Below are 18,681 nucleotides of genomic sequence, written 5' to 3'. Positions count from 1 at the left end.
TAATAAAGCAAGAGGTGAAAGATTATGAAATTTGAGGTTGTTTTTTGGTTTGATAATGAAAATGTAAGAACAGCTAAAGTAATTGCCGAATCTGAAAAAGCACTTATAAAAGAATTGCAAGAATGTGAACATTGGTATGAGTTTGAAGATGGTAAGCGTATTGCGAATGTAAACATGCGACTTGTAACGCAATTTGATGTGAAAAAAAGATAAAACTAATTAAAAAAGAGTATCCCTCGGGATGCTCTTTTAATTTGCGATGTAACCATGTCCTTTATCTTAGAAGAGATTATTTGCGACTAACAGCCTCTGAGTAATGGCTTAGCTTAGAGAGGATATGATTAATGAAACCTAGAACTTATTATAAACGTATCAATATTAGCAGTACCGATGAAGGCAGCTAATTAAGCAGGTTACTTAAATTAATATTTATAGAAAAGAGGTAATAAAGTGGATTGGTCTTGGTGGGTCGCGATAATTATTGCATTGGCAGTTGTATTTGGTTTTTTTGATAATAAACATAAAAAAAAGAAAGGAAAAAAATAAATTATCTTATTAGGCTATTAGATGATCAAGATTATCGAAAAATAGAACTGTAATAGGTTCTTTAAGTGCGAGAAAAAGTACCATATGCGCTCTCCTACATGGGGGAGCTTTTATTTTTTTGCTGGTTACATTTATTCCAGCACATTGATTTCAAAACAACTCAATTCAAAGGAGGCGGCGGTGGATGTAGATGATTGAAAAGCACATACAGGCGTATAAAGATTACGTTAAAGGTATGAAATACAAGGATCTTGCCGAGAAGTACGGAGTGTCAGTGAACACCATTAAATCGTGGAAACAGCGGCATGGTTGGCAAAGAAAAAAGGGTGCACCCTCCAAGAAAAGTGTGCACACAAAAAAAGTAGGTGCACCACTCGGTAACAAAAATGCTTTAGGGAATAAGGGTGGTGCACCAAATGGAAATCAAAACGCTGTGATACATGGATTCTTCTCAAAGTTCCTGCCAAAAGAAACACTAACCATCATGGAAGAGATTCAGGAGCGCTCACCTGTCGATATGATATGGGACCAAATACAGATCCAATATGCCGCGATTATTAGAGCGCAAAAGATCATGTTCGTTTCTGATAAGGAAGAAATGATTAAAGAATTGAAAAAGAAAAAGTCTGTCCTATCTGAGACAAACGAAGTTGAAGAGGAAGAGTATGAATTCCAATTTTCTTGGGATCGTCATGCAACGTTCTTAAATGCTCAATCTCGGGCAATGGCGGAGCTCAGGAATCTAATTAAACAGTTTGATGAATTAGCTCATGCAGAAGACGAACGACGCCTTAAATTGGAGCATATGTGTTTAAATATCAACAAGAAAAAATTAGAGATTGAAGAACTTACAGAAGAAGATAAACCTTTTGAAATCACCATTGTGAACAAAGGTGATGACAGTGATTAAACAAGTAAATCCACATTTTAAAGAATTTCTCTTTGACTGGAATCAAAAGTTTCAGTTTCTTGTTGGTGGTTATGGATCATCCAAAAGTTATCATGTTGCTTTGAAGATTATTCTGAAATTGCTTAAAGAAAAACGGACTGCTCTTGTTATCAGAGAAGTGTACGACACACATAGGGACTCCACATTTTCTCTTTTTGATGAACTTGTAAGTGATCTGAAATTAGATCATATCGTTAGGTGTGTATCTTCTCCTATGCAGATTCGATTTTCAAATGGCAGTCGCATCATCTTTAAAGGGATGGATAAGCCAGCCAAACTGAAATCAATCAATAATATTTCGCTCATTTGGATTGAAGAATGTTCTGAAGTGAAATATGAGGGATTCAAGGAGTTATTAGGACGTCTTCGTCATCCGTCATTGCCGCTTCATATGATTCTCTCAACAAACCCAGTCGGAGAAGATAATTGGACTTTTAAGCATTTCTTTAAAGACGATCGAGAGAAGCGATTTGTACTGGATGATAAGGAGCTTTATGAAAAGCGGATAATCGTTAGCAACGACACCTATTATCATCACTCAACGGCAGACGATAATTTTTTTCTGCCAGAAAGCTATGTGCAACAACTTGAAGAATTGAAGGAATATGATCCAGACCTTTACCGAATTGCGCGGAAAGGTCATTTTGGCGTGAATGGAATTCGTGTTCTGCCGCAGTTTGAAGAGCGACCGCATGAAGAGGTTTTGAAGGCAATCGCTGATATTAACCGCCCTCTTAAACGGGTTGGCATGGACTTTGGTTTTGTTGAGTCGTATAACGCCGTCGTTAGGGTTGCTGTGGATCATGAAAAGAAATATCTCTATATCTACTGGGAGTATTACAAAAATGGACTGACTGATGATAAGACGGCCGAAGAACTCAAGGAATTTGCAGAGACTAAGGAATTAATAAAGGCGGATTCTGCGGAGCCTAAAACAATCCGATATTTTCAACAGCATGGGTTTAATATGGTGGGCGCCCGTAAGTATCAGGGTTCACGCCTCCAATACACAAAGAAGATCAAACGGTTCAAGAAGATCATTTGCTCTGACAGTTGCGAGAACACGATTTATGAACTTAAACCGCTCACTTATGCTACCGATAAGCTGGGGAACATCATAGAAGACGAATTCACCATAGATCCGCATACACTATCAGCTATTTGGTATGCGCTTGATGATTACGAGGTAACTGATCTGAAAGAAGAATCTAAAGGAAGACCGCAAAGAACAAGACCAGGGAGGAGGTAAAGGATGTCAAAACAATCTGTTAAAGCACGAGTGATCAAAGCTACTCCACCAACTGAATCAACGAAACAAATTTATGAGGATGAATTTGTGGACACCTATGACAGCAATATTTTACCGCCTCCGTATAATCTCAAAGAATTAAAGATTATTGCTGAGTATTCAACGATCTTACAGCAATGTGTTGATGCCTACAGGACAAATATTGTAGGCTTTGGGTTTGATTTTGAGTATTCATTTGATGTGAATTCGCCAGATGTGACAAATGAAGAAAAAACAGAAGCTGAAAGTGAATGGACTAAGCTTGAAGAGTTCGTTAAATATCTTCACTTTGATGAGTCAGCTGAGACTTTACTCGGCTTTGTTATTGAAGATCGAGAAAAGACAGGGAATGGATTTATCGAGGTCATTCGAAACGGTGAAAATAAGCCAGCTGGCATTGAATACATGGATGTTCAAAATGTTCGGGTTTGTAAATTGTCTGAACCAATCGAAGTTGATTTTACGTACTTCGAACAAGGAAAGATGAAATCAATCAAAAGAGAGAAACGATTCCGAAAATATGTTCAGATGATTGATGGTCGTATCGTTTACTTTAAGGAATATGGTGATCCACGAATTTTAAATTTAGAGACAGGCCAATATGATGAACAAACACCATTTGAAAAACGAGCAAATGAAGTGGTTCATTTCAAGATAGGAAGCGGTACTTATGGTAAGCCCAGATGGATTGGCCATATTGTTAATTTGTATGGTGCTCGTAAAGCTGAAGAGCTGAACTTTATGTACTTCAAGCAAGGTAGACATATTCCCGCTGCCATTACAATTGAAAACGGAATGTTGTCAGAGGACTCATATACACAATTGCAGGATTACATGAATGGGCTTGAAGGAGTGGAGAATGCACATAAGTTTCTTTTACTTGAAGCGGAAGGCATAGCGAAGGGGAAAAACATTCATGGCGATGAAGAGATTGCTCCAGTGAAAGTCGATATTAAATCACTTGCTGAAATCCTTCAAGAGGATGCCTTGTTTCTTGAATATGACCAAAAGAGCCGAGACAAAATTAGATCGGCTTTTCGTTTGCCACCACTTTATACAGGTGAAGCTCAAGATTACAACAGAGCGACTGCTGATACAGCAAGAAAGATCACTGAGGAACAAGTCTTTCAGCCAGAAAGAAAATTAATCACAGGTAAACTAAATGCTTTATTTCTAAATGACCTTGAAATTCATAAGGTTCGTCTTATGTTGAAAGGGCCTGACTTTAGAGACCCACTTGAGATTGCTAAGGTTTTAACACCGTTTATAACAGCTGGTGCAGTTTCTCCGAATGATCTACGTGATTTAGCTGGTAGAGTTCTTGGTAAGACACTTGAAGAATGGCCAGAAGAAGAATACAACAGGCCGCTTGGTAAGACTTACGAGTCGTCCGCTTCCGATCCTTTGGCTGCGCTTTTTAAATCTAAGAGCGGTGCTCCTAATATGATTGGGTTACTAAAAGATATGCGGGATGTTTTGGAGGATCTGAAGAGATGAACAAAACGGATAAGTTGTTGGAAAGTCTGAACGTTTTCATTCTAAAAGCCGAGGAAAATCAGTTTAAGCAATTGGGGGAGATGGTACCTGACTTTCCTGGCAAATCTAATATACCCAAATATGTAGAGGTATATGAAAAAGGCATCGCTCGATTACTCAGACGCCAGCGTAAGAAGCTTTTAGATGGTCTTAAAGGTTTTGTAAGCAAAGACTCAAATGAGACGTTAGAAGCCCTTTTAGTGTTTTTTACGCAAAACTTATTTGCTGAGGATGATTTCGAGGAGGAATTTCAGGAACTGACTGAGGGATTCCTACAACAGACTATTGAAGAGCTGGCTAAAGTCATCATGGATTCTATAGATCCAGAAGTTCCTTTTAAAGTTTTATCTACCCGTACAGTTAATTGGATTAGGGATTGGTCTGAGAAACTGGCTCAGATCATGAAGTTAAACACTCATGAAGCGGTGGAGAACATTCTGACAGATGCCATCGAGAACGGTTCATCGATTCAGGACATTGAGTTGACCCTCAAAGAAATGCCGCAATTTGATAGGGAGCGAGCTCGCACAACGGCCATCACAGAAGTGCTTGCCGCTTCCTCTGCCGCGCAGCATGAATCATATGCACAATCGCCAGCAGTAAAGAAAAAGAAATGGCGGCACAGCGGAGGGAAGAAAAACAACCCGCGTGAGAGTCACATCAATCTCGATGGCACAGTAATTGGAATAGATGAAGAATTTCAGATACCAGGTAGCAGCGAGACTTGCATGTTTCCGCGAGACCCTAAACTTTCAGCGGGGGAGCGGATAAATTGCCATTGTGTATTAGCCCCTGTAGTAGATAACGAGATTTTAGGATTATCTCCCAAAGAAAAAGAAGAGATTCGAAAAGAAATCTTAGTAAACTAGGAATAAAATATCTATAATAGAAGTAATTAGCTTACTGATTGGGAGGAAGAAAATTTTGATTACACATTACGCTGATTTAGAATTACAGACTGTCTCAATACAAGGGGTAAAACAAGCTTATGCTGATCGTCTCCAGTTGCCAATATTACATGAATCAAGAAATTATATAAGGTTTCAACTTACACCATTTACTACTTTAAGTTTTAAAGAAACTTATGAAGCCATTTATCCAGTACACTTCGCGATACAAGTTCCCTACTCTCAGTTTATTGATATTTCATCTTTTATACGTCAGTCGGGTTTATTTATCTTAAAACAAGAAAATGGCCAGTATATTGATGAAACAAATGGTAGAAAAAACTTATATTTTCGTGATGGTGATGGAAACCTTCTAGAAATAATTGCACATGAGTATATAAAAGAAAATCAGATAGAACTATCCGGAAATCTTAAAGCCATGTATCTAAGAGAAATTGGATTTCCTGTAAAATCAGTGCCTATTTTTCGAGAATGGCTAAAGAATACCCTGAAAATGAAAACAGAAAGGGATCAAGATACATTTAATTTTGTCATTAGTGGTACTGCACATGCAGTAGTTGTTTCTAAAGAAAGACCTTGGATACCAATTTCTATGAAGGCATTACCTCCAAAGATGCTAGTGACCTTAGGAACAACTGATATGGATTTTATGAATAAATTAACAAATAAACTAGATAACATTATCATAGAATCAGATAAAATTTATTTTTCTAAAGAAGGCTACAACTTTTGTGTTAAATACTCATCTAAGTTCAATTCGTCTTTATTAAGAGAATTAAATTTACCTCTTTGAAGCTAAAAATAGAGAAGTTAATCAATAAAACAGATATACCAGAAGGGTAAAGTTGCAAATTAGTTTCTTGGAAGGAGGTGAACAACATGCCAAGAGAATTGGTAAACGCAAAAATCACACATGTTTCTTATGTCGACAAGGCTGCTAATCAAAAGCAGTTCTTTTTTATGAAATCGGAAAAACAGCCAGACTTCCAAAAGGAAGTAAAGGTCCTTGCGAAAGAAGCGGACGAGCAAAAACTTGTTTATGGAATCGTATATGAACCAGATACAGTAGACGCCCACGGCGATTTCATGACAGCTGCAGAAATCGAAAAAGCCGCTCATGGATTCCTGAAAGATGCCCGAGAAATTGATAAGCAACATGATTTTCAGGGCGGTGTTGGTGAGGTGGTTGAGTCCTATGTCGCGCCTGCAGACTTTGAAATGAATGGGGAAACCATCAAAAAAGGATCATGGGTCCTTGTGACGAAGGCTTCCGAAGAAGTATGGGAGCAAATCAAAAAAGGTGAAATTACCGGTTATTCAATGGCTGGTACCGCCGAGACAATTGAAAAGCAAGAAGAAAAGCCCGTTTCTCAAGTGAAAACAGATGAGAAAGGGCTTTTTAATTTGCTCAAAAACTTTTTTATGGGTAAACAACAGCAATCATATGAAGAGCCAGTTACAAAGGCGGGCAGAAAATTTTCCGCTTCAAACCTGCAAGAAATCAAAAATGCTCACACCGCTCTTGGAAATTTACTGAGCCAAGTGGAAACAGAAGAGGGGGAAGAAGAAATGACTTCGGAGGAAGTAACGAAATCAATTCAAGCCGCTTTAGAGCCGATTGAGAAGCGGCTGGCAGATCTAGAAAAAGAAGAAGATCCTAAAAAGACAGATAAAGAAAAAACAGACGAAGAGGTTGAAAAAGAGGGCGAGAAGTTGAAAAAGGCAATATCAGAAGCTGTTCAACCGCTCGCTGATCGTATTGAAGCAATCGAAAAAAGTCGCGGAACATCTAAGCAAACTGAAGAATCAGGTTCCGAACAAGTTCAAAAATCAATCTGGTCAGGGTTGTTTTAATGTATAAGGAGGATACGAATGAGAAATCAAGAGGTTATTAATAAAGCAGAAATGACGCTTTCTACTTTAGAGAGCGGCGGGATTATGAATCCTACTCAAGCTTCAACTTTTATACGAATGGTTCAAGATACGCCAACTATTTTAAGAGATGCGCGTGTTATTCAAATGGACCATGACACACAGAAAATCGAGAAGATCGGTTTTGGTCAGCGTATTTTAAGGGCAGCCCAAGAGGGAGTTGCGCTAACTAAAGATCAAAAATCAGTTCCATCAACTAGCACAGTTAACTTAAGCACAAAAGAAGTTATTGCTGAAGTTAACATTACCTATGACACACTTGAAAACAACATCGAAAAAGATGGTCTTCAAAATACAATTATGCAAATGATAGCTGAGCGTGCTGCGGTTGATATTGAAGAGTTGCTTGTAAATGGAGATACATCTTCATCCGACTCATATCTTGCACAATTAGATGGCATCAGAAAACAAGCTACATCTCACATTGTTGATGCTACAGGTGAGGAACTGACACGGCAAACGTTCAAGCGGGGATACAAAGCAGTACCTCCTAAATATTTGCGAATTCCGCAGGAGTTCCGCTTCTATACATCGCCTGGTATTGAAGTTGAATGGAAAGATCGTGTAGCTGATCGTCAAACAAATTTAGGGGATGCAGCTGTTCAAGGTGGCCTTTCATCTGCTTTTGGTGTTCCGATCAAAGGTATTGCAAATTTACAGCCTTATACGATTGGAGAGGGAGATACTGCAGCCGATGTTTCTGATATCATCCTAACTCATCCGAAGAATATTATTCTCGGATTCTCTCGTAACATTCGAATTGAAGTAGATAAGGACATTCGTCGCCGTATGTTTATCATTGTTTTGACAGCGAAATTGGATAGTGTTTTTGAAGAAGAGGACGCCGTAGCCAAGATCGTGAAAGTGAAGGAGTAGGTGGTCTGGCGTGTATACTGCAAAGCTTATTAAAGGCAAAACGTACAATGTTATGGGAATAACCTTTCGAGCAGGTGTCAGTCAAACAGTATCGAAAAAGCTCTATGAGTATTTAAATGAAAATCCATATTTTGTGCTGGATAAAGATCTTAAGAATCAAAAAGATGATCCGATAAATTATACTGAATCGGAATTGAAAGGTATGAATAAAGCAGAGCATGAATCCATTATTTCTAATCTTGGTGGCAATCCGTCTGACTTCAAAAACGCAGATGAAAGAATTGCCTATATCCTTAAGCAAATAGATAACAATGGGGAGTGACCTATGCTGTTAATCACTCCCGATGAATTAAAGAGTTATTCAGTTTTTGAATCTGTAAAGACCAGACCTGACGAGTTGTTAAAACAGGATATACTAGAGGCAACTGCCGATATCATTCTTAAAGTTGGACATGATTTTTCAGATGCAGAGTATATTCCTTTGCCTGAAACGGTTCGACTGGCCCTATTAAAGTTGTCTCAGTTTTATGCTCTTATAAATGGCGACGAGTCAATTATTAAAGGATATACAACTGAAAAAATTGGTGACTATTCATATACTCTAGGGGATGGCAGTTCTCTTCAAAAACCTGATGTGTATGCATTAATAAAAGATTATGTGAAACCGGCTGACCCTGATTTAGAAGGGATTGAAGCGAAAGTGCGGATGAGATCAATATGAGTTATCGGTCTTTACTGACTCACAGATGCGACATTTACCATCTACAGGAGAAAAAAGAAAATAGAAAGCAAAAATTCGGGGTGCCGGTTGAAGATGTTCAACCGGTTTTTTCGTACCCTGATGAGCCAGACATAGAAAATCAGCCGTGTTATTTTACAGAAAAGAGTCAGTCCATTATCCAACAGGAGCCAAATGTAGCTGTTTATCAATCGTTCCTTGTGCATTTCCCTGCTAATGCTGATATTCGAGTAAATGACAGGGCGGTTTGGGATGGTACTGCTTATAAATTACAGAAGCCCAGCAAAATCAGGAATCATCATTGGGAAGTTACGGCAGTACGGGAGGTTGAATATTTGTGAAGATCAAAGGTCTTGATCAGTTCATTCAATCATTAAACCGTGCTTCTCTTGGTGGATTGAAAGGGAAATACGAGGAGTGGCTTGAAGCTATGGGTTTTGAGTTCCTAGACATTATTCAAGATGAAATTATCAGGACGAAGACGGTAGACACACGCCGCTTGCTTAATTCCTTTCAGAAAGGTGACCAGGATAATATCTTTTCAATGACAAAAGGCAGCTTAAAGTTGGATGTTGGAACAAATCTGGAATACGCCTCATACGTCAATGATGGTCACTTTACTATCGATCCGTCTAAAAATCAGGATAGACGGTGGGTTCCAGGGCGGTGGAAAGGCGACCGTTTTGAGTATGACCCTGCTGAAAGAAATTCCGGAATGATGCTAAGGTTCCAGTGGATCGACGGTTCTGGTTTTTGGGATAACGCCATGGCTATTTTTCAGTTGATGTTTGAGAGAAGCCTTGAGCGGAAGCTGCAACAATGGATCGATGAAGAATTTTAAGGCGGTGCTGCCATGAATCAAGAAGTAGGTTCAATTATGGGCTATCTATACAAACTGTATCCTGTTCAAGTGTATGAAGAAGGAATACCGCAGGACTTTGCTGTTCCGTCTCTTTACTTTCCACCGGCTTCAACGGTCGATGGGGCGGACACAGTATCTACGTTTCAGAAAGCCTATGTTTTAAACGTAAAACTCTTTCACGAAAACGCACAGAAGGCTCATAATGAAGCAGAAAGGATTGCGGATACACTTAGAAGCAGAAGGGGCATAATTCCGCTTATACAAGAATCTGGCGAGGATACGGGGGATTTTATTCGCCTATCTCGAATAGAAACGCGGGTATCAGATGATTACGCCACCATTGTCTTAAACTGGACGAGCCGCTATTGGTATGAGCAGGAAGAACAGCGTTCAATTGATGGTTTTAAATTTAAAAGTGGGGTGAAATGATGGCCACTAAAAAAGAGAAAGCAGAAAATGCTTTTTATATTAAGGATTTGCGAGAGCACAGTCGAGAGCTCTTTGGGGTAAGACCCGAGGTGTTTGACGGTGCTCTTTTTCATGTTCATAAAACAAGTATTACAAAATCGGAAGCGAAGAAGTTGATTACTCAGTTTCTTCAAAAGGAGGTCAAATAGATGAACGGCGGAACATTCACACCCGGCAAGGAAAAAGAGCGTGCCGGTATTTACTTTAACTTTAAAACGACCGCGGAGAACCGTGTTTCTGCCGGAGAACGTGGAACAGTTGCGCTACCGATAGCATCCAGCTGGGGTGAGGTTAAGAAATTCATTTCTATCTCTTCAATCGAGGACTTGAATAAAAAAGTGGGGTTGAACATTGATGATCCTTCGCTGTTGCTTTTACGTGAGGCAATGAAAAAGGCAAGTACAGTCTTGCTTTATCGTCTGACGGAAGGTCTTCGTGCCTCAGCAGACATTAGCGAAGGTGTAAAAGCTACTGCTCTTTATGGCGGCACAAAGGGGAATGACATCATTATCAGTATTACAGAAAACGTTATTGACTCTTCGAAAGTTGATGTCACTACCTACCTTGATCAGTCAGAAGTGGATAAACAAACAGTGTCTAAAGCTGAAGAGCTTAAACAAAATAACTATGTCACGTTTACGGGGAAAGGGGATTTAACAGTCACTATTCCGTTAACCGGTACGGCCCCTGAAGACGTCAGCGGTGCTCTTCCGGCAACTTCCGGAATCCGCTTGTCAGGTGGAACAGACAAAACACCGACCAATGCTGATTATACAGCTTTCTTGGAAGCGGCTGAAACGGAATACTTTGACACAATTGCACTGCCTGTAGAGGATAACGAGCAATTAAAAGCAACGTTTGTTGCGTTTATCAAACGGCTGAGAGACAACCAAGGGCAAAAGGTTCAAGGTGTACTTTCAAATTACAAGGGAGACCATGAGGGTATTATCAATGTAACTGGTGGCGTCCTACTTCAAGACGGAACGGAGATCACTCCTGAAAAAGCTACTGCTTGGGTTGCAGGCGCAAGTGCGGGGGCTACATTTAATCAATCACTTACATTTGTAGAATACGAGGGAGCTGTAGATGTCCTTAACCGAATTGACAACGATGAAATCGTTGAACGATTGTCAAATGGCGAATTCTTGTTTACTTATGATTCTCGTGATAAATCAGTATCGGTTGAAAAGGACATTAATTCACTCACAAGCCTAACAGCAGAGAAAAATAAGATGTTCCAGAAAAACAAAATTGTCCGTGTACTTGATGCAATCAATAATGACCTGACATCTCAATTGAAAGCATTGATCAAGTCTCGCAAAGCAAGCGGCAGTGACGTTCCTGCTACAAATGACGGACTACAGTTTGTAAAAACGCTGATTACTCAATACTTGAGTGTTCTTCAAGATAATGGGGGCATTACTGATTTTGATTCAGAGAATGACATTACAATTGCTCTGAATAATGATCGTGACGGCTTCCTGATTGATCTAGCAGTTCAACCGGTGGATGCAGCTGAAAAGTTCTACTTTAATGTTGAGGTGAAATAGGAATGGCATTAAAAGCGCAAAACACCATTTCAGGTAAAGAGGGCAGGTTGTTTCTTGATGGAGAAGAAATGGCCCATATCAAAACGTTTGAAGCCAATGTAGAGAAAAACAAATCCGAGGTCAATATCATGGGTCGTCGGATGACGGGGCACAAAACGACCGGAGCAAATGGAACGGGAACAGCCACTTTTTATAAAGTGACTTCTCAATTTGTTCTTATTATGATGGACTATGTGAAAAAGGGAAGCGATCCTTATTTCACCTTACAAGCTGTTCTGGATGATGCTTCTTCAGGACGTGGTACTGAACGAGTCACCTTGTACGATGTAAACTTTGATTCTGCGAAAATCGCTGGGCTTGATGTTGATTCAGAAGCATTAGAGGAAGAGGTACCGTTTACCTTTGAGGACTTCGATGTGCCTGAACAGTTAAAATCCACATTCTAATCACTTTCACGAAAAATCGCCGAACTTTAACGAAGATATTCACGAAAAATCGTGAACTCTCACGAGATATTCACGAAAAAATGTGGTAAGATTACTTTAGAAGTAATTCAACTGAACAAGTTTCATATAGAAACATGTATTTCTTTCAAAAGAAATGCATAAAATAAAAAAATACCGGAGTGCTGCAACACTCCGGCCCGTACAAATGCTGGCTCCTCATTGGAGCGCTGGCTATAGGTGTATTTAGATATGGACCTACCCTAGAAGTTTCTCAGGCCTCAAAGGGTGGTCTATTTCTTTTTGTCTATATACGTCAACAAGGCGAGAATAAACATTCCCGTTCCAAGCATTAAACTAAGCGCTTGAAATGTCGACATAGGCGTCACCCCCTTTCAGGGGATTTAGCCAGCAGACCACCTTTGAGTTAGCCGTGCAAATGTACAGGAATAATTATACACTAGACAACCATTTTTGTGGTTGTCTTTTTTGTTGGCTTAAATCGATTGAATTTAATTTTAAAGGAGTTAATGTACATGAGCGAAAAACAAAACAAAAAGGTATACGATCTTTCATTCTTTATGCCGGGACAAACAATTGAAGCTGAGGAAGTGAAAGTACCGATTTCTAAACGGTTTGTAGACAAAGAAGGCAATGTTGTTCCATTCATTTTCAAAGCAATTACGACTGAACGAATTGACGAACTTGAGAAAGAGAACACCACTTACAAAAATGTAAAAGGCCGCGGCCGTGTGAAGGAGTTGGACAGCCAACGCTTTTATGCTCGTATTGCGGTTGAAACGACTGTTTATCCGAACTTTAAAGCTAAGGAACTACGTGAGGCTTACAAAACAGAAGATCCAGTGGAAGTCGCCAAACGTGTTCTTTCAGTCGGCGGTGAATATGCAAATTGGCTGAACAAAGCAATTGAAATCAACGGTTTTGATGATGATCTCGAAGACCTTGAAGAAGCAGCAAAAAACTAGTAAAAGACGGGGACAAAGAGGCTGTATACCTTTACTATGCTATGCATGAGCTCAAATACGCCCCGTCAGAATTAAGAGAACTATATGAGGCTCCGAAAGCATTCAAGGCGCTCTTATATGGATTAATCGGTTTTAAGCTTGAGCTGTTAGAAAAAGAAGCGAAGAAGGGAGGTAATTAACTATGGCTAAACTAACAGCCACGTTTGAATTACATGATAAGATTTCCCGCAAGCTTCGAATGATACAAGGCAATGCTGAAAGACTTAAGAGGGCTGCTAATGGCCCTCTTATTTTTGAGGCTGAAGACCGGACTGAAAGAGTTATGCGGCAAATTGATCGATCAGCCAACCGTTTGACGGCTCGGGCTCGATTGCTTGAAATGGGTTTAGATGATCGAGTTTCGAATGGCTTACATTCTATACGCCAGCAAGCAGAGGATCTTACCGAAGGCAGTCATGAGGTGACGGTTTCCGTAAATGATCAAGCTACACCACGTTTTCGTTTGATCCGTGGAGGTCTCACTGATTTGAATAGCTCGCACGCTGAGCCAACTGTTTCAGTACGTGATCATGCTTCTAACCAATTAGATGAGATCCGTCGTCATGTGACTGATGTAGATAGCGAACATGCAGAGCCAACTGTTTCTATTAAGGATAGAGCTTCAGCGGCTCTGGATGCTATTGAAGCGAAAATAGACAGCTTGAAGGGTGCTACCATTACTCTGGCAGTTGCAGGTGGTTTTTCTGCAGGTTCAATTATGGGTTCTGGTAAAAGCACAATGTCTCAGGATGCTTATGTGTCAGCAACTTCAAACGTTAATAAGAAAGATGTTGCAAAAATGACGGATCAGATCTATTTCAACAATAAAGCGGGCAGTTCTCGGGAAGAAGTCAGTTTATCTCTAAGAAACTTATCGCAACAGACAGGGGCGTCTAAAAAAGCTCTGGCTGAATTGACTGAGTCATCAAGTAAGATTGCCCAGCTTATGAATGCTGATCAGGCAGAGGTAGATCGTGCTTTCAGTTCAATGTATAACAACTTGAAATTGTCTGGGAAACAAAGCGGAGACTTAATTGCTTATGTATACCGGAATGCCGGTGACCAGGCTGATGATTTATTAGACACGATGAATGAATACAGTTCCACCTTTAAAGACTTGAAGCTCACAGGCGGCCAAATTGCAAACGCGATGATAAAAGGAACAAAGGGTGGAGCCAGAAACTTCGATAACCTAGCCGATAGTATGCGTGAGTTTAACATCCGCCGAACCGAAATGTCTGATAGTCAAGTGGACGCATTTAAAACACTGTTCGGAGCCAAGGAAACTAAGAAAATGTTCAAGGGCTTCAAAGATGGTTCAATAAGCGGAGAGGAAAGTTTATTTAGGGTGGCAAAAGCCCTTTCTAAAGTGAAAGACAAAACAAAGCGGGCTGCTATTGCGACTGAGCTTATCGGGACACAATATGAAGACCTTAAGCAGCCTATTTTAGATATGGCTGAGGGTATTGGTACAAGTGCCAAAACAAGCGGTGAATTGGAACGAAGCTTTACGAAACTTCGGGATAATAACCCGATGACACCGGTTAATGATGCCATGAGAGATTTTGAAAGCATATCTAAGGATATGGGAACCTCTCTGCTAACTGGATTAGGACCGGCCTTTGATAAAATCAGCTCGTTCATTAACAGTAAAGAAGGTCAGGAAAAACTTAAAGAGATCAAAAAAGATATTGCTGATCTAGGTGAGGAGATAGGTGATAAGTTAAACGTAGCCATTGAGTGGAGCGTCAACCATTGGGATGATTTGAAAACAGCGATTAAAGTTGTGATCCCCTCTTTAATTGGATTGATTGGTTATTTGAAAATACTTCGTCCGCTGTTAAAAGGCATAGGTACTGTCGGAAGTGATGCAGCAGGCGTAATCCGAAAATTAATTCCAAAACGTACTCCTAAAGCTGGTACTAATACGCAAAGTGAAAGGAGGAATAGAAACAGTAATCGTAATGCTAGCACAAGGGGCAGAGAATCCAAAACTGCCACAGGTCCAACGAGTTTACCTCGAAGCGGCAGCTTGACATATTGCTGTTGTAGCGATGGAGGTAAAAATGATCGCATTCGTAGAAGACGAGGGAAAAGAGTTTTAGGTCGACGCGGTAATCCAAACCGAATGAACCCTTCTGATAGTTCAATTGCTGTGTCATCTGAACGGTTGGAGAGAAGGCGTTCCGGTAGAACTGTAGGTACTAATCCAACTAGAGATTCAAGATCAGCAATAATCACTACGAGATCGGAGCTATACTCAGCTGGTAGAGCTGCAGGCGGTACATCGAAGTTCGGGAAAGTCTTAAGTCCTCTGAAAAGTGTTGGCAAGTTTGCAAAGGGAGTCCCTCTATTAGGAACAGCGTTAGCGGCAACCGATTTAATTGGGATGAATAAAGATAATGTTGGTGAAAAAATTGGATCAGCTGGCGGTGGCCTTGCTGGAGCGGCTACAGGAGCAGCTATTGGCAGTGTTATTCCAGGAGTGGGAACAGCTATTGGTGGATTAGTTGGTGGTATAGCAGGCACCATGGGCGGCTCAAGTTTAGGTAAAGCGTTTGATGGTTCAGAAGTAAAGAAGAAACTAAACAGTACATTATTTGATCAAAAATGGTGGTCTGAAAAATGGTCAGGCATTAAGAGTAATGCGAAGACTTCCATCAATGGGTTAAGTGATACATGGTCTAATGTAAAAGAAAAGGTGAAGTCCACTTTATTTAATAGTGAATGGTGGTCTGAAAAGTGGTCTGGCGTTAAAAGCTGGGCACAAAACAAATGGAATAGTGCATCATCTGTTTGGGAGTCCGTAAAGGGAAAAATAAAATCCACTTTGTTTAGTGAGAAGTGGTGGTCAGGTAAATGGGAAGGCGTAAAAAGTTGGGCTCAAAGTAAGTGGGACAGCGCGTCTTCTGTTTGGCAATCAGTTAAAGGAAAGCTGAAATCCACTCTATTTAGCGAGAAGTGGTGGTCAGGAAAATGGGAAAGTGTAAAAAGCTGGTCCAAAAATAAATGGGACAATGCTAAATCAATATGGAAAAGTGTTAAGAGTTCCATCTCAGAAACCCTTTTTAGTAAGAAGTGGTGGTCTGAAAAGTGGCAGAGTGTAAAGGAATTGGGAAGCAGTATTTTAGGCGGGGTAAAAGAAGTTGGTGGTAAAGTAGCTTCAAGTGCGAAAAAAACTGCTGGTAAAGCGTGGGGATATGTGAAGAGTGGCGTAAATTATTTATTTGGTTCGGGAAAAGAAAAGCCAAAGAAACATGCTACTGGTGGTTACATTACGAAGCCAACAATATCTTGGATTGGTGAAGCTGGTAAAGAATTCGTTATCCCTGTTGAGAATAATAAAGGTCGCGGCAAAATGCTCCTTTCTCAAGCTGCTTCGAAATTAGGGATGAGTGTGGTTGATGATATAGCGTCTGCTTCATCTGCAGGAGGTGAACCGGCAACTTCCCCGCTAGTCCGTAGTGCGGCGGTGACTGCTTCTGTATCTCCTATTATTGACACATCCAGTCTTGATGAACAAGCAACATCATTTGGTCAACAGTTCACGAAGAGCTTTGATCAAGGAATTAGAGATAATGTTGTTTCTATGGAAGCATGGAAACAGAAAAACGTTGGACAACCAATGAACAATTTAATCTCTTATTCTCCGAATTACGGAAAGCAAGTGGTCAATGGTTATGCTAAAGGTCAAAACAGCACTTCGACCGGTACAGATGGCTTCTTGCAGACGAAGGTTAAAATGCCATTTCAGAACACTGTTAATAAATCTTCATCATGGGGAAGCGGAACGATCAAAGGTTTTGCTTCCGGACAAAATAGCTCACAAACTGGTACTGATCAATACGTCAGCACTCATATTAACAAGCCGTTTATCCGCTCTAAAGAATCATCAAACGGATGGGGAAGCGGTATGATCGGTAATTTTGTTTCAGGCATGACTTCTAAGGCAAGTGAAGTCAATGAGGCTGCCAAGGAACTGGCGAAAAAAGTTGAGAAGGCATTTCGTGAAGAGCTGGATATTCATTCACCTTCCCGTGTCATGATGAGTCTTGGGCGTTTTGCCTCTATAGGTATTGTAAAAGGTCTGGATTCTGTTGATGTAAAAAAGTTTGCTGAAAAACAAGCAGGCTCACTAGCTGCCGCTTATTCTGGAATGGGCGCAGTAAGCGGAAATGTGAAGCAATGGCTCATGGCTGCTATCATGGCTACAAAGACACCGATGAGCTGGCTTCCAGGGCTGATGACAATTGCTCAGCATGAGTCAGGCGGTAATCCGAAGGCAATCAACTTATGGGATAGTAATGCGAAAGCAGGACATCCATCTCAGGGGCTCATGCAGACAATCCCAAGTACCTTCAACGCACACAAATTGCCGGGCATGAATAACATTCTTAACCCGATTCACAACGCTGCTGCTGCGATTGGCTATATCAAAAGCAGATATGGATCAATTAATAATGTACCAGGCATTAGAAGCATGAGACATGGAGGTCCATATGTTGGCTACGCTAACGGCGGACTTATTACCAAAGAGCAGATTGCCCGTGTCGGTGAAGGAAACAAAAGGGAATGGATCATTCCGGAGGAGCGAGGCATCCGTGGACGTTATTTATTAGCCCAAGCAGCTAAGGCACTCGGAATGGAAGTCACAGACCCATCTGAAAAAGGTCAAACTGAATTATCTTCAGGTCAGGTAACAGCTGCCACAACGGGTCGTAATCAAACAACGTTTAAAGCTGCAGGTGGCAAAGAGGTCATTATTCAGTTTAATGGCGATCAGCATTTTCACAATGACCAAGACATGAACAGTCTTGTAGCTAAGATTAAGCAGGCCCTTGTCGATGAGCTTGAACAGGATATCAACATTGGAACGAAGGGAGTCGTTGCTTTTGACTAAATCCATATATGAATTCTGGATTTCACAAGGGAAGGACAAGCTGCGGCTTCCGGTCCTTCCTGAACAAATTGATATATCCAACACAATTCAAAATGAATCAGTAAAAGTGGCTAGTTTTGGGGAGATCACTTTTATTGATAAACCGGGAGCGAAAGAAATTTCGTTCTCTTCTTTTTTTCCAAAGAAACACAGCCCGCTTGCTGAGTATAAGGGATTTCCTTCTCCTGAAAATGCTATTGCAAAGATCGAGAAATGGGTGAAATCTAAAAAGCCGGTTCAATTCTTAATTACTGGAACGAAAATTAATTTAACTTGCAGTATCGAGGTTTTTTCTTATACAGAGGGCCAAAAAGATATAGGTGATCGTGATTATGAAATAAAGCTGAAGGAATACAAAACTGCTTCGCCGCGGAAGATCAAGCAGAAGAAAAAGACGAAGAAGAAACGGCCATCTAAATCAGCTCCTAAAACATACACCGTTAAGAAAGGCGATACACTGTGGGACCTTGCCGGCAAATTTTATGGAGACAGTACAAAATGGCGCAAGATATGGAAAGTCAATAAAAAGGCTATGATCAAACGAAGCAAACGGAATATAAGACAGCCAGGACACTGGATCTTTCCTGGGCAAAAATTAAAAATACCGCAGTAAGCAGGTG

At 40.4% G+C, this 18,681-nt stretch carries 20 protein-coding genes; all 20 read left to right on the top strand.

The annotated features are described in order from the left end of the window. Window positions 1-24 precede the first annotated feature (24 nt). The 20 genes from NSQ83_RS13325 (at window position 25) to NSQ83_RS13230 (ending at window position 18,674) form a co-directional block, all read left to right on the top strand. Window positions 25-213 (top strand): hypothetical protein, encoded by a 189-nt coding sequence (locus tag NSQ83_RS13325; RefSeq protein ID WP_032722176.1) that lies wholly within the window; start codon window positions 25-27, stop codon window positions 211-213. 523 nt (window positions 214-736) lie between these two features. Continuing rightward, window positions 737-1,456, top strand: a complete 720-nt coding sequence (terS, locus tag NSQ83_RS13320; protein ID WP_032722175.1) for a phage terminase small subunit — start codon at window positions 737-739, stop codon at window positions 1,454-1,456. Further along, window positions 1,449-2,744 (top strand): PBSX family phage terminase large subunit, encoded by a 1,296-nt coding sequence (locus NSQ83_RS13315; protein WP_085186556.1) that lies wholly within the window; start codon window positions 1,449-1,451, stop codon window positions 2,742-2,744. The genes terS and NSQ83_RS13315 overlap by 8 nt, the downstream gene beginning before the upstream one ends. A 3-nt stretch (window positions 2,745-2,747) precedes the next feature. Then, entirely contained in the window at window positions 2,748-4,280 is a 1,533-nt protein-coding gene (locus NSQ83_RS13310) for a phage portal protein (protein WP_339238514.1), read from the top strand. After that, window positions 4,277-5,188: a phage head morphogenesis protein gene (locus tag NSQ83_RS13305; protein WP_204551344.1), complete on the top strand. Its 912-nt coding sequence runs from the start codon at window positions 4,277-4,279 to the stop codon at window positions 5,186-5,188. Before NSQ83_RS13310 ends, NSQ83_RS13305 begins: the two co-directional genes overlap by 4 nt. A 55-nt stretch (window positions 5,189-5,243) precedes the next feature. Continuing rightward, window positions 5,244-6,020, top strand: a complete 777-nt coding sequence (locus NSQ83_RS13300; RefSeq protein WP_134991339.1) for a glyoxalase/bleomycin resistance/dioxygenase family protein — start codon at window positions 5,244-5,246, stop codon at window positions 6,018-6,020. Window positions 6,021-6,106: 86 nt separating this feature from the next. Continuing rightward, the gene (locus NSQ83_RS13295) at window positions 6,107-7,081 is read left to right on the top strand and encodes an XkdF-like putative serine protease domain-containing protein (protein WP_204551343.1); all 975 of its coding nucleotides are present in this window, start codon (window positions 6,107-6,109) and stop codon (window positions 7,079-7,081) included. An 18-nt stretch (window positions 7,082-7,099) separates the two neighbouring features. Further along, on the top strand, window positions 7,100-8,035 hold the full coding sequence (locus NSQ83_RS13290; RefSeq protein WP_204551342.1) for a phage major capsid protein: 936 nt from the start codon (window positions 7,100-7,102) through the stop codon (window positions 8,033-8,035). 10 nt (window positions 8,036-8,045) lie between these two features. After that, complete coding sequence (locus NSQ83_RS13285; RefSeq protein WP_044430323.1) at window positions 8,046-8,357, top strand: YqbF domain-containing protein; 312 nt, start codon at window positions 8,046-8,048, stop codon at window positions 8,355-8,357. Between the two features lie 3 nt (window positions 8,358-8,360). After that, window positions 8,361-8,756, top strand: a complete 396-nt coding sequence (locus NSQ83_RS13280; RefSeq protein WP_004398566.1) for a DUF3199 family protein — start codon at window positions 8,361-8,363, stop codon at window positions 8,754-8,756. Continuing rightward, complete coding sequence (locus NSQ83_RS13275) at window positions 8,753-9,115, top strand: YqbH/XkdH family protein (protein ID WP_204551341.1); 363 nt, start codon at window positions 8,753-8,755, stop codon at window positions 9,113-9,115. Before NSQ83_RS13280 ends, NSQ83_RS13275 begins: the two co-directional genes overlap by 4 nt. Beyond that, entirely contained in the window at window positions 9,112-9,615 is a 504-nt protein-coding gene (locus NSQ83_RS13270; protein WP_204551340.1) for an HK97 gp10 family phage protein, read from the top strand. The genes NSQ83_RS13275 and NSQ83_RS13270 overlap by 4 nt, the downstream gene beginning before the upstream one ends. Before the next feature lie 12 nt (window positions 9,616-9,627). Beyond that, on the top strand, window positions 9,628-10,065 hold the full coding sequence (locus tag NSQ83_RS13265) for a DUF6838 family protein (RefSeq protein WP_015714315.1): 438 nt from the start codon (window positions 9,628-9,630) through the stop codon (window positions 10,063-10,065). Continuing rightward, entirely contained in the window at window positions 10,062-10,253 is a 192-nt protein-coding gene (locus NSQ83_RS13260; protein ID WP_032679171.1) for a hypothetical protein, read from the top strand. Before NSQ83_RS13265 ends, NSQ83_RS13260 begins: the two co-directional genes overlap by 4 nt. After that, entirely contained in the window at window positions 10,254-11,654 is a 1,401-nt protein-coding gene (locus tag NSQ83_RS13255) for a phage tail sheath family protein (protein ID WP_015714313.1), read from the top strand. A gap of 2 nt (window positions 11,655-11,656) precedes the next feature. Next, complete coding sequence (locus NSQ83_RS13250) at window positions 11,657-12,100, top strand: phage tail tube protein (RefSeq protein ID WP_003229930.1); 444 nt, start codon at window positions 11,657-11,659, stop codon at window positions 12,098-12,100. Window positions 12,101-12,633: 533 nt separating this feature from the next. After that, window positions 12,634-13,083 (top strand): phage portal protein, encoded by a 450-nt coding sequence (locus tag NSQ83_RS13245; RefSeq protein ID WP_163138251.1) that lies wholly within the window; start codon window positions 12,634-12,636, stop codon window positions 13,081-13,083. 41 nt (window positions 13,084-13,124) lie between these two features. Beyond that, on the top strand, window positions 13,125-13,262 hold the full coding sequence (locus NSQ83_RS13240; protein ID WP_003229934.1) for a hypothetical protein: 138 nt from the start codon (window positions 13,125-13,127) through the stop codon (window positions 13,260-13,262). A 2-nt stretch (window positions 13,263-13,264) separates the two neighbouring features. After that, window positions 13,265-18,022 carry a phage tail tape measure protein gene (locus NSQ83_RS13235; protein ID WP_003246092.1) on the top strand — a complete coding sequence of 1,586 codons (4,758 nt, stop codon included), beginning with the start codon at window positions 13,265-13,267 and terminating at the stop codon, window positions 18,020-18,022. Continuing rightward, window positions 18,015-18,674: a LysM peptidoglycan-binding domain-containing protein gene (locus NSQ83_RS13230; protein ID WP_004398548.1), complete on the top strand. Its 660-nt coding sequence runs from the start codon at window positions 18,015-18,017 to the stop codon at window positions 18,672-18,674. The genes NSQ83_RS13235 and NSQ83_RS13230 overlap by 8 nt, the downstream gene beginning before the upstream one ends. Window positions 18,675-18,681: the final 7 nt, after the last annotated feature.

Source organism: Bacillus sp. PS217 (genome assembly GCF_037963535.1).
GTDB lineage: Bacteria > Bacillota > Bacilli > Bacillales > Bacillaceae > Bacillus > Bacillus subtilis.
This window is presented reverse-complemented; position numbering and strand designations above follow the sequence as displayed.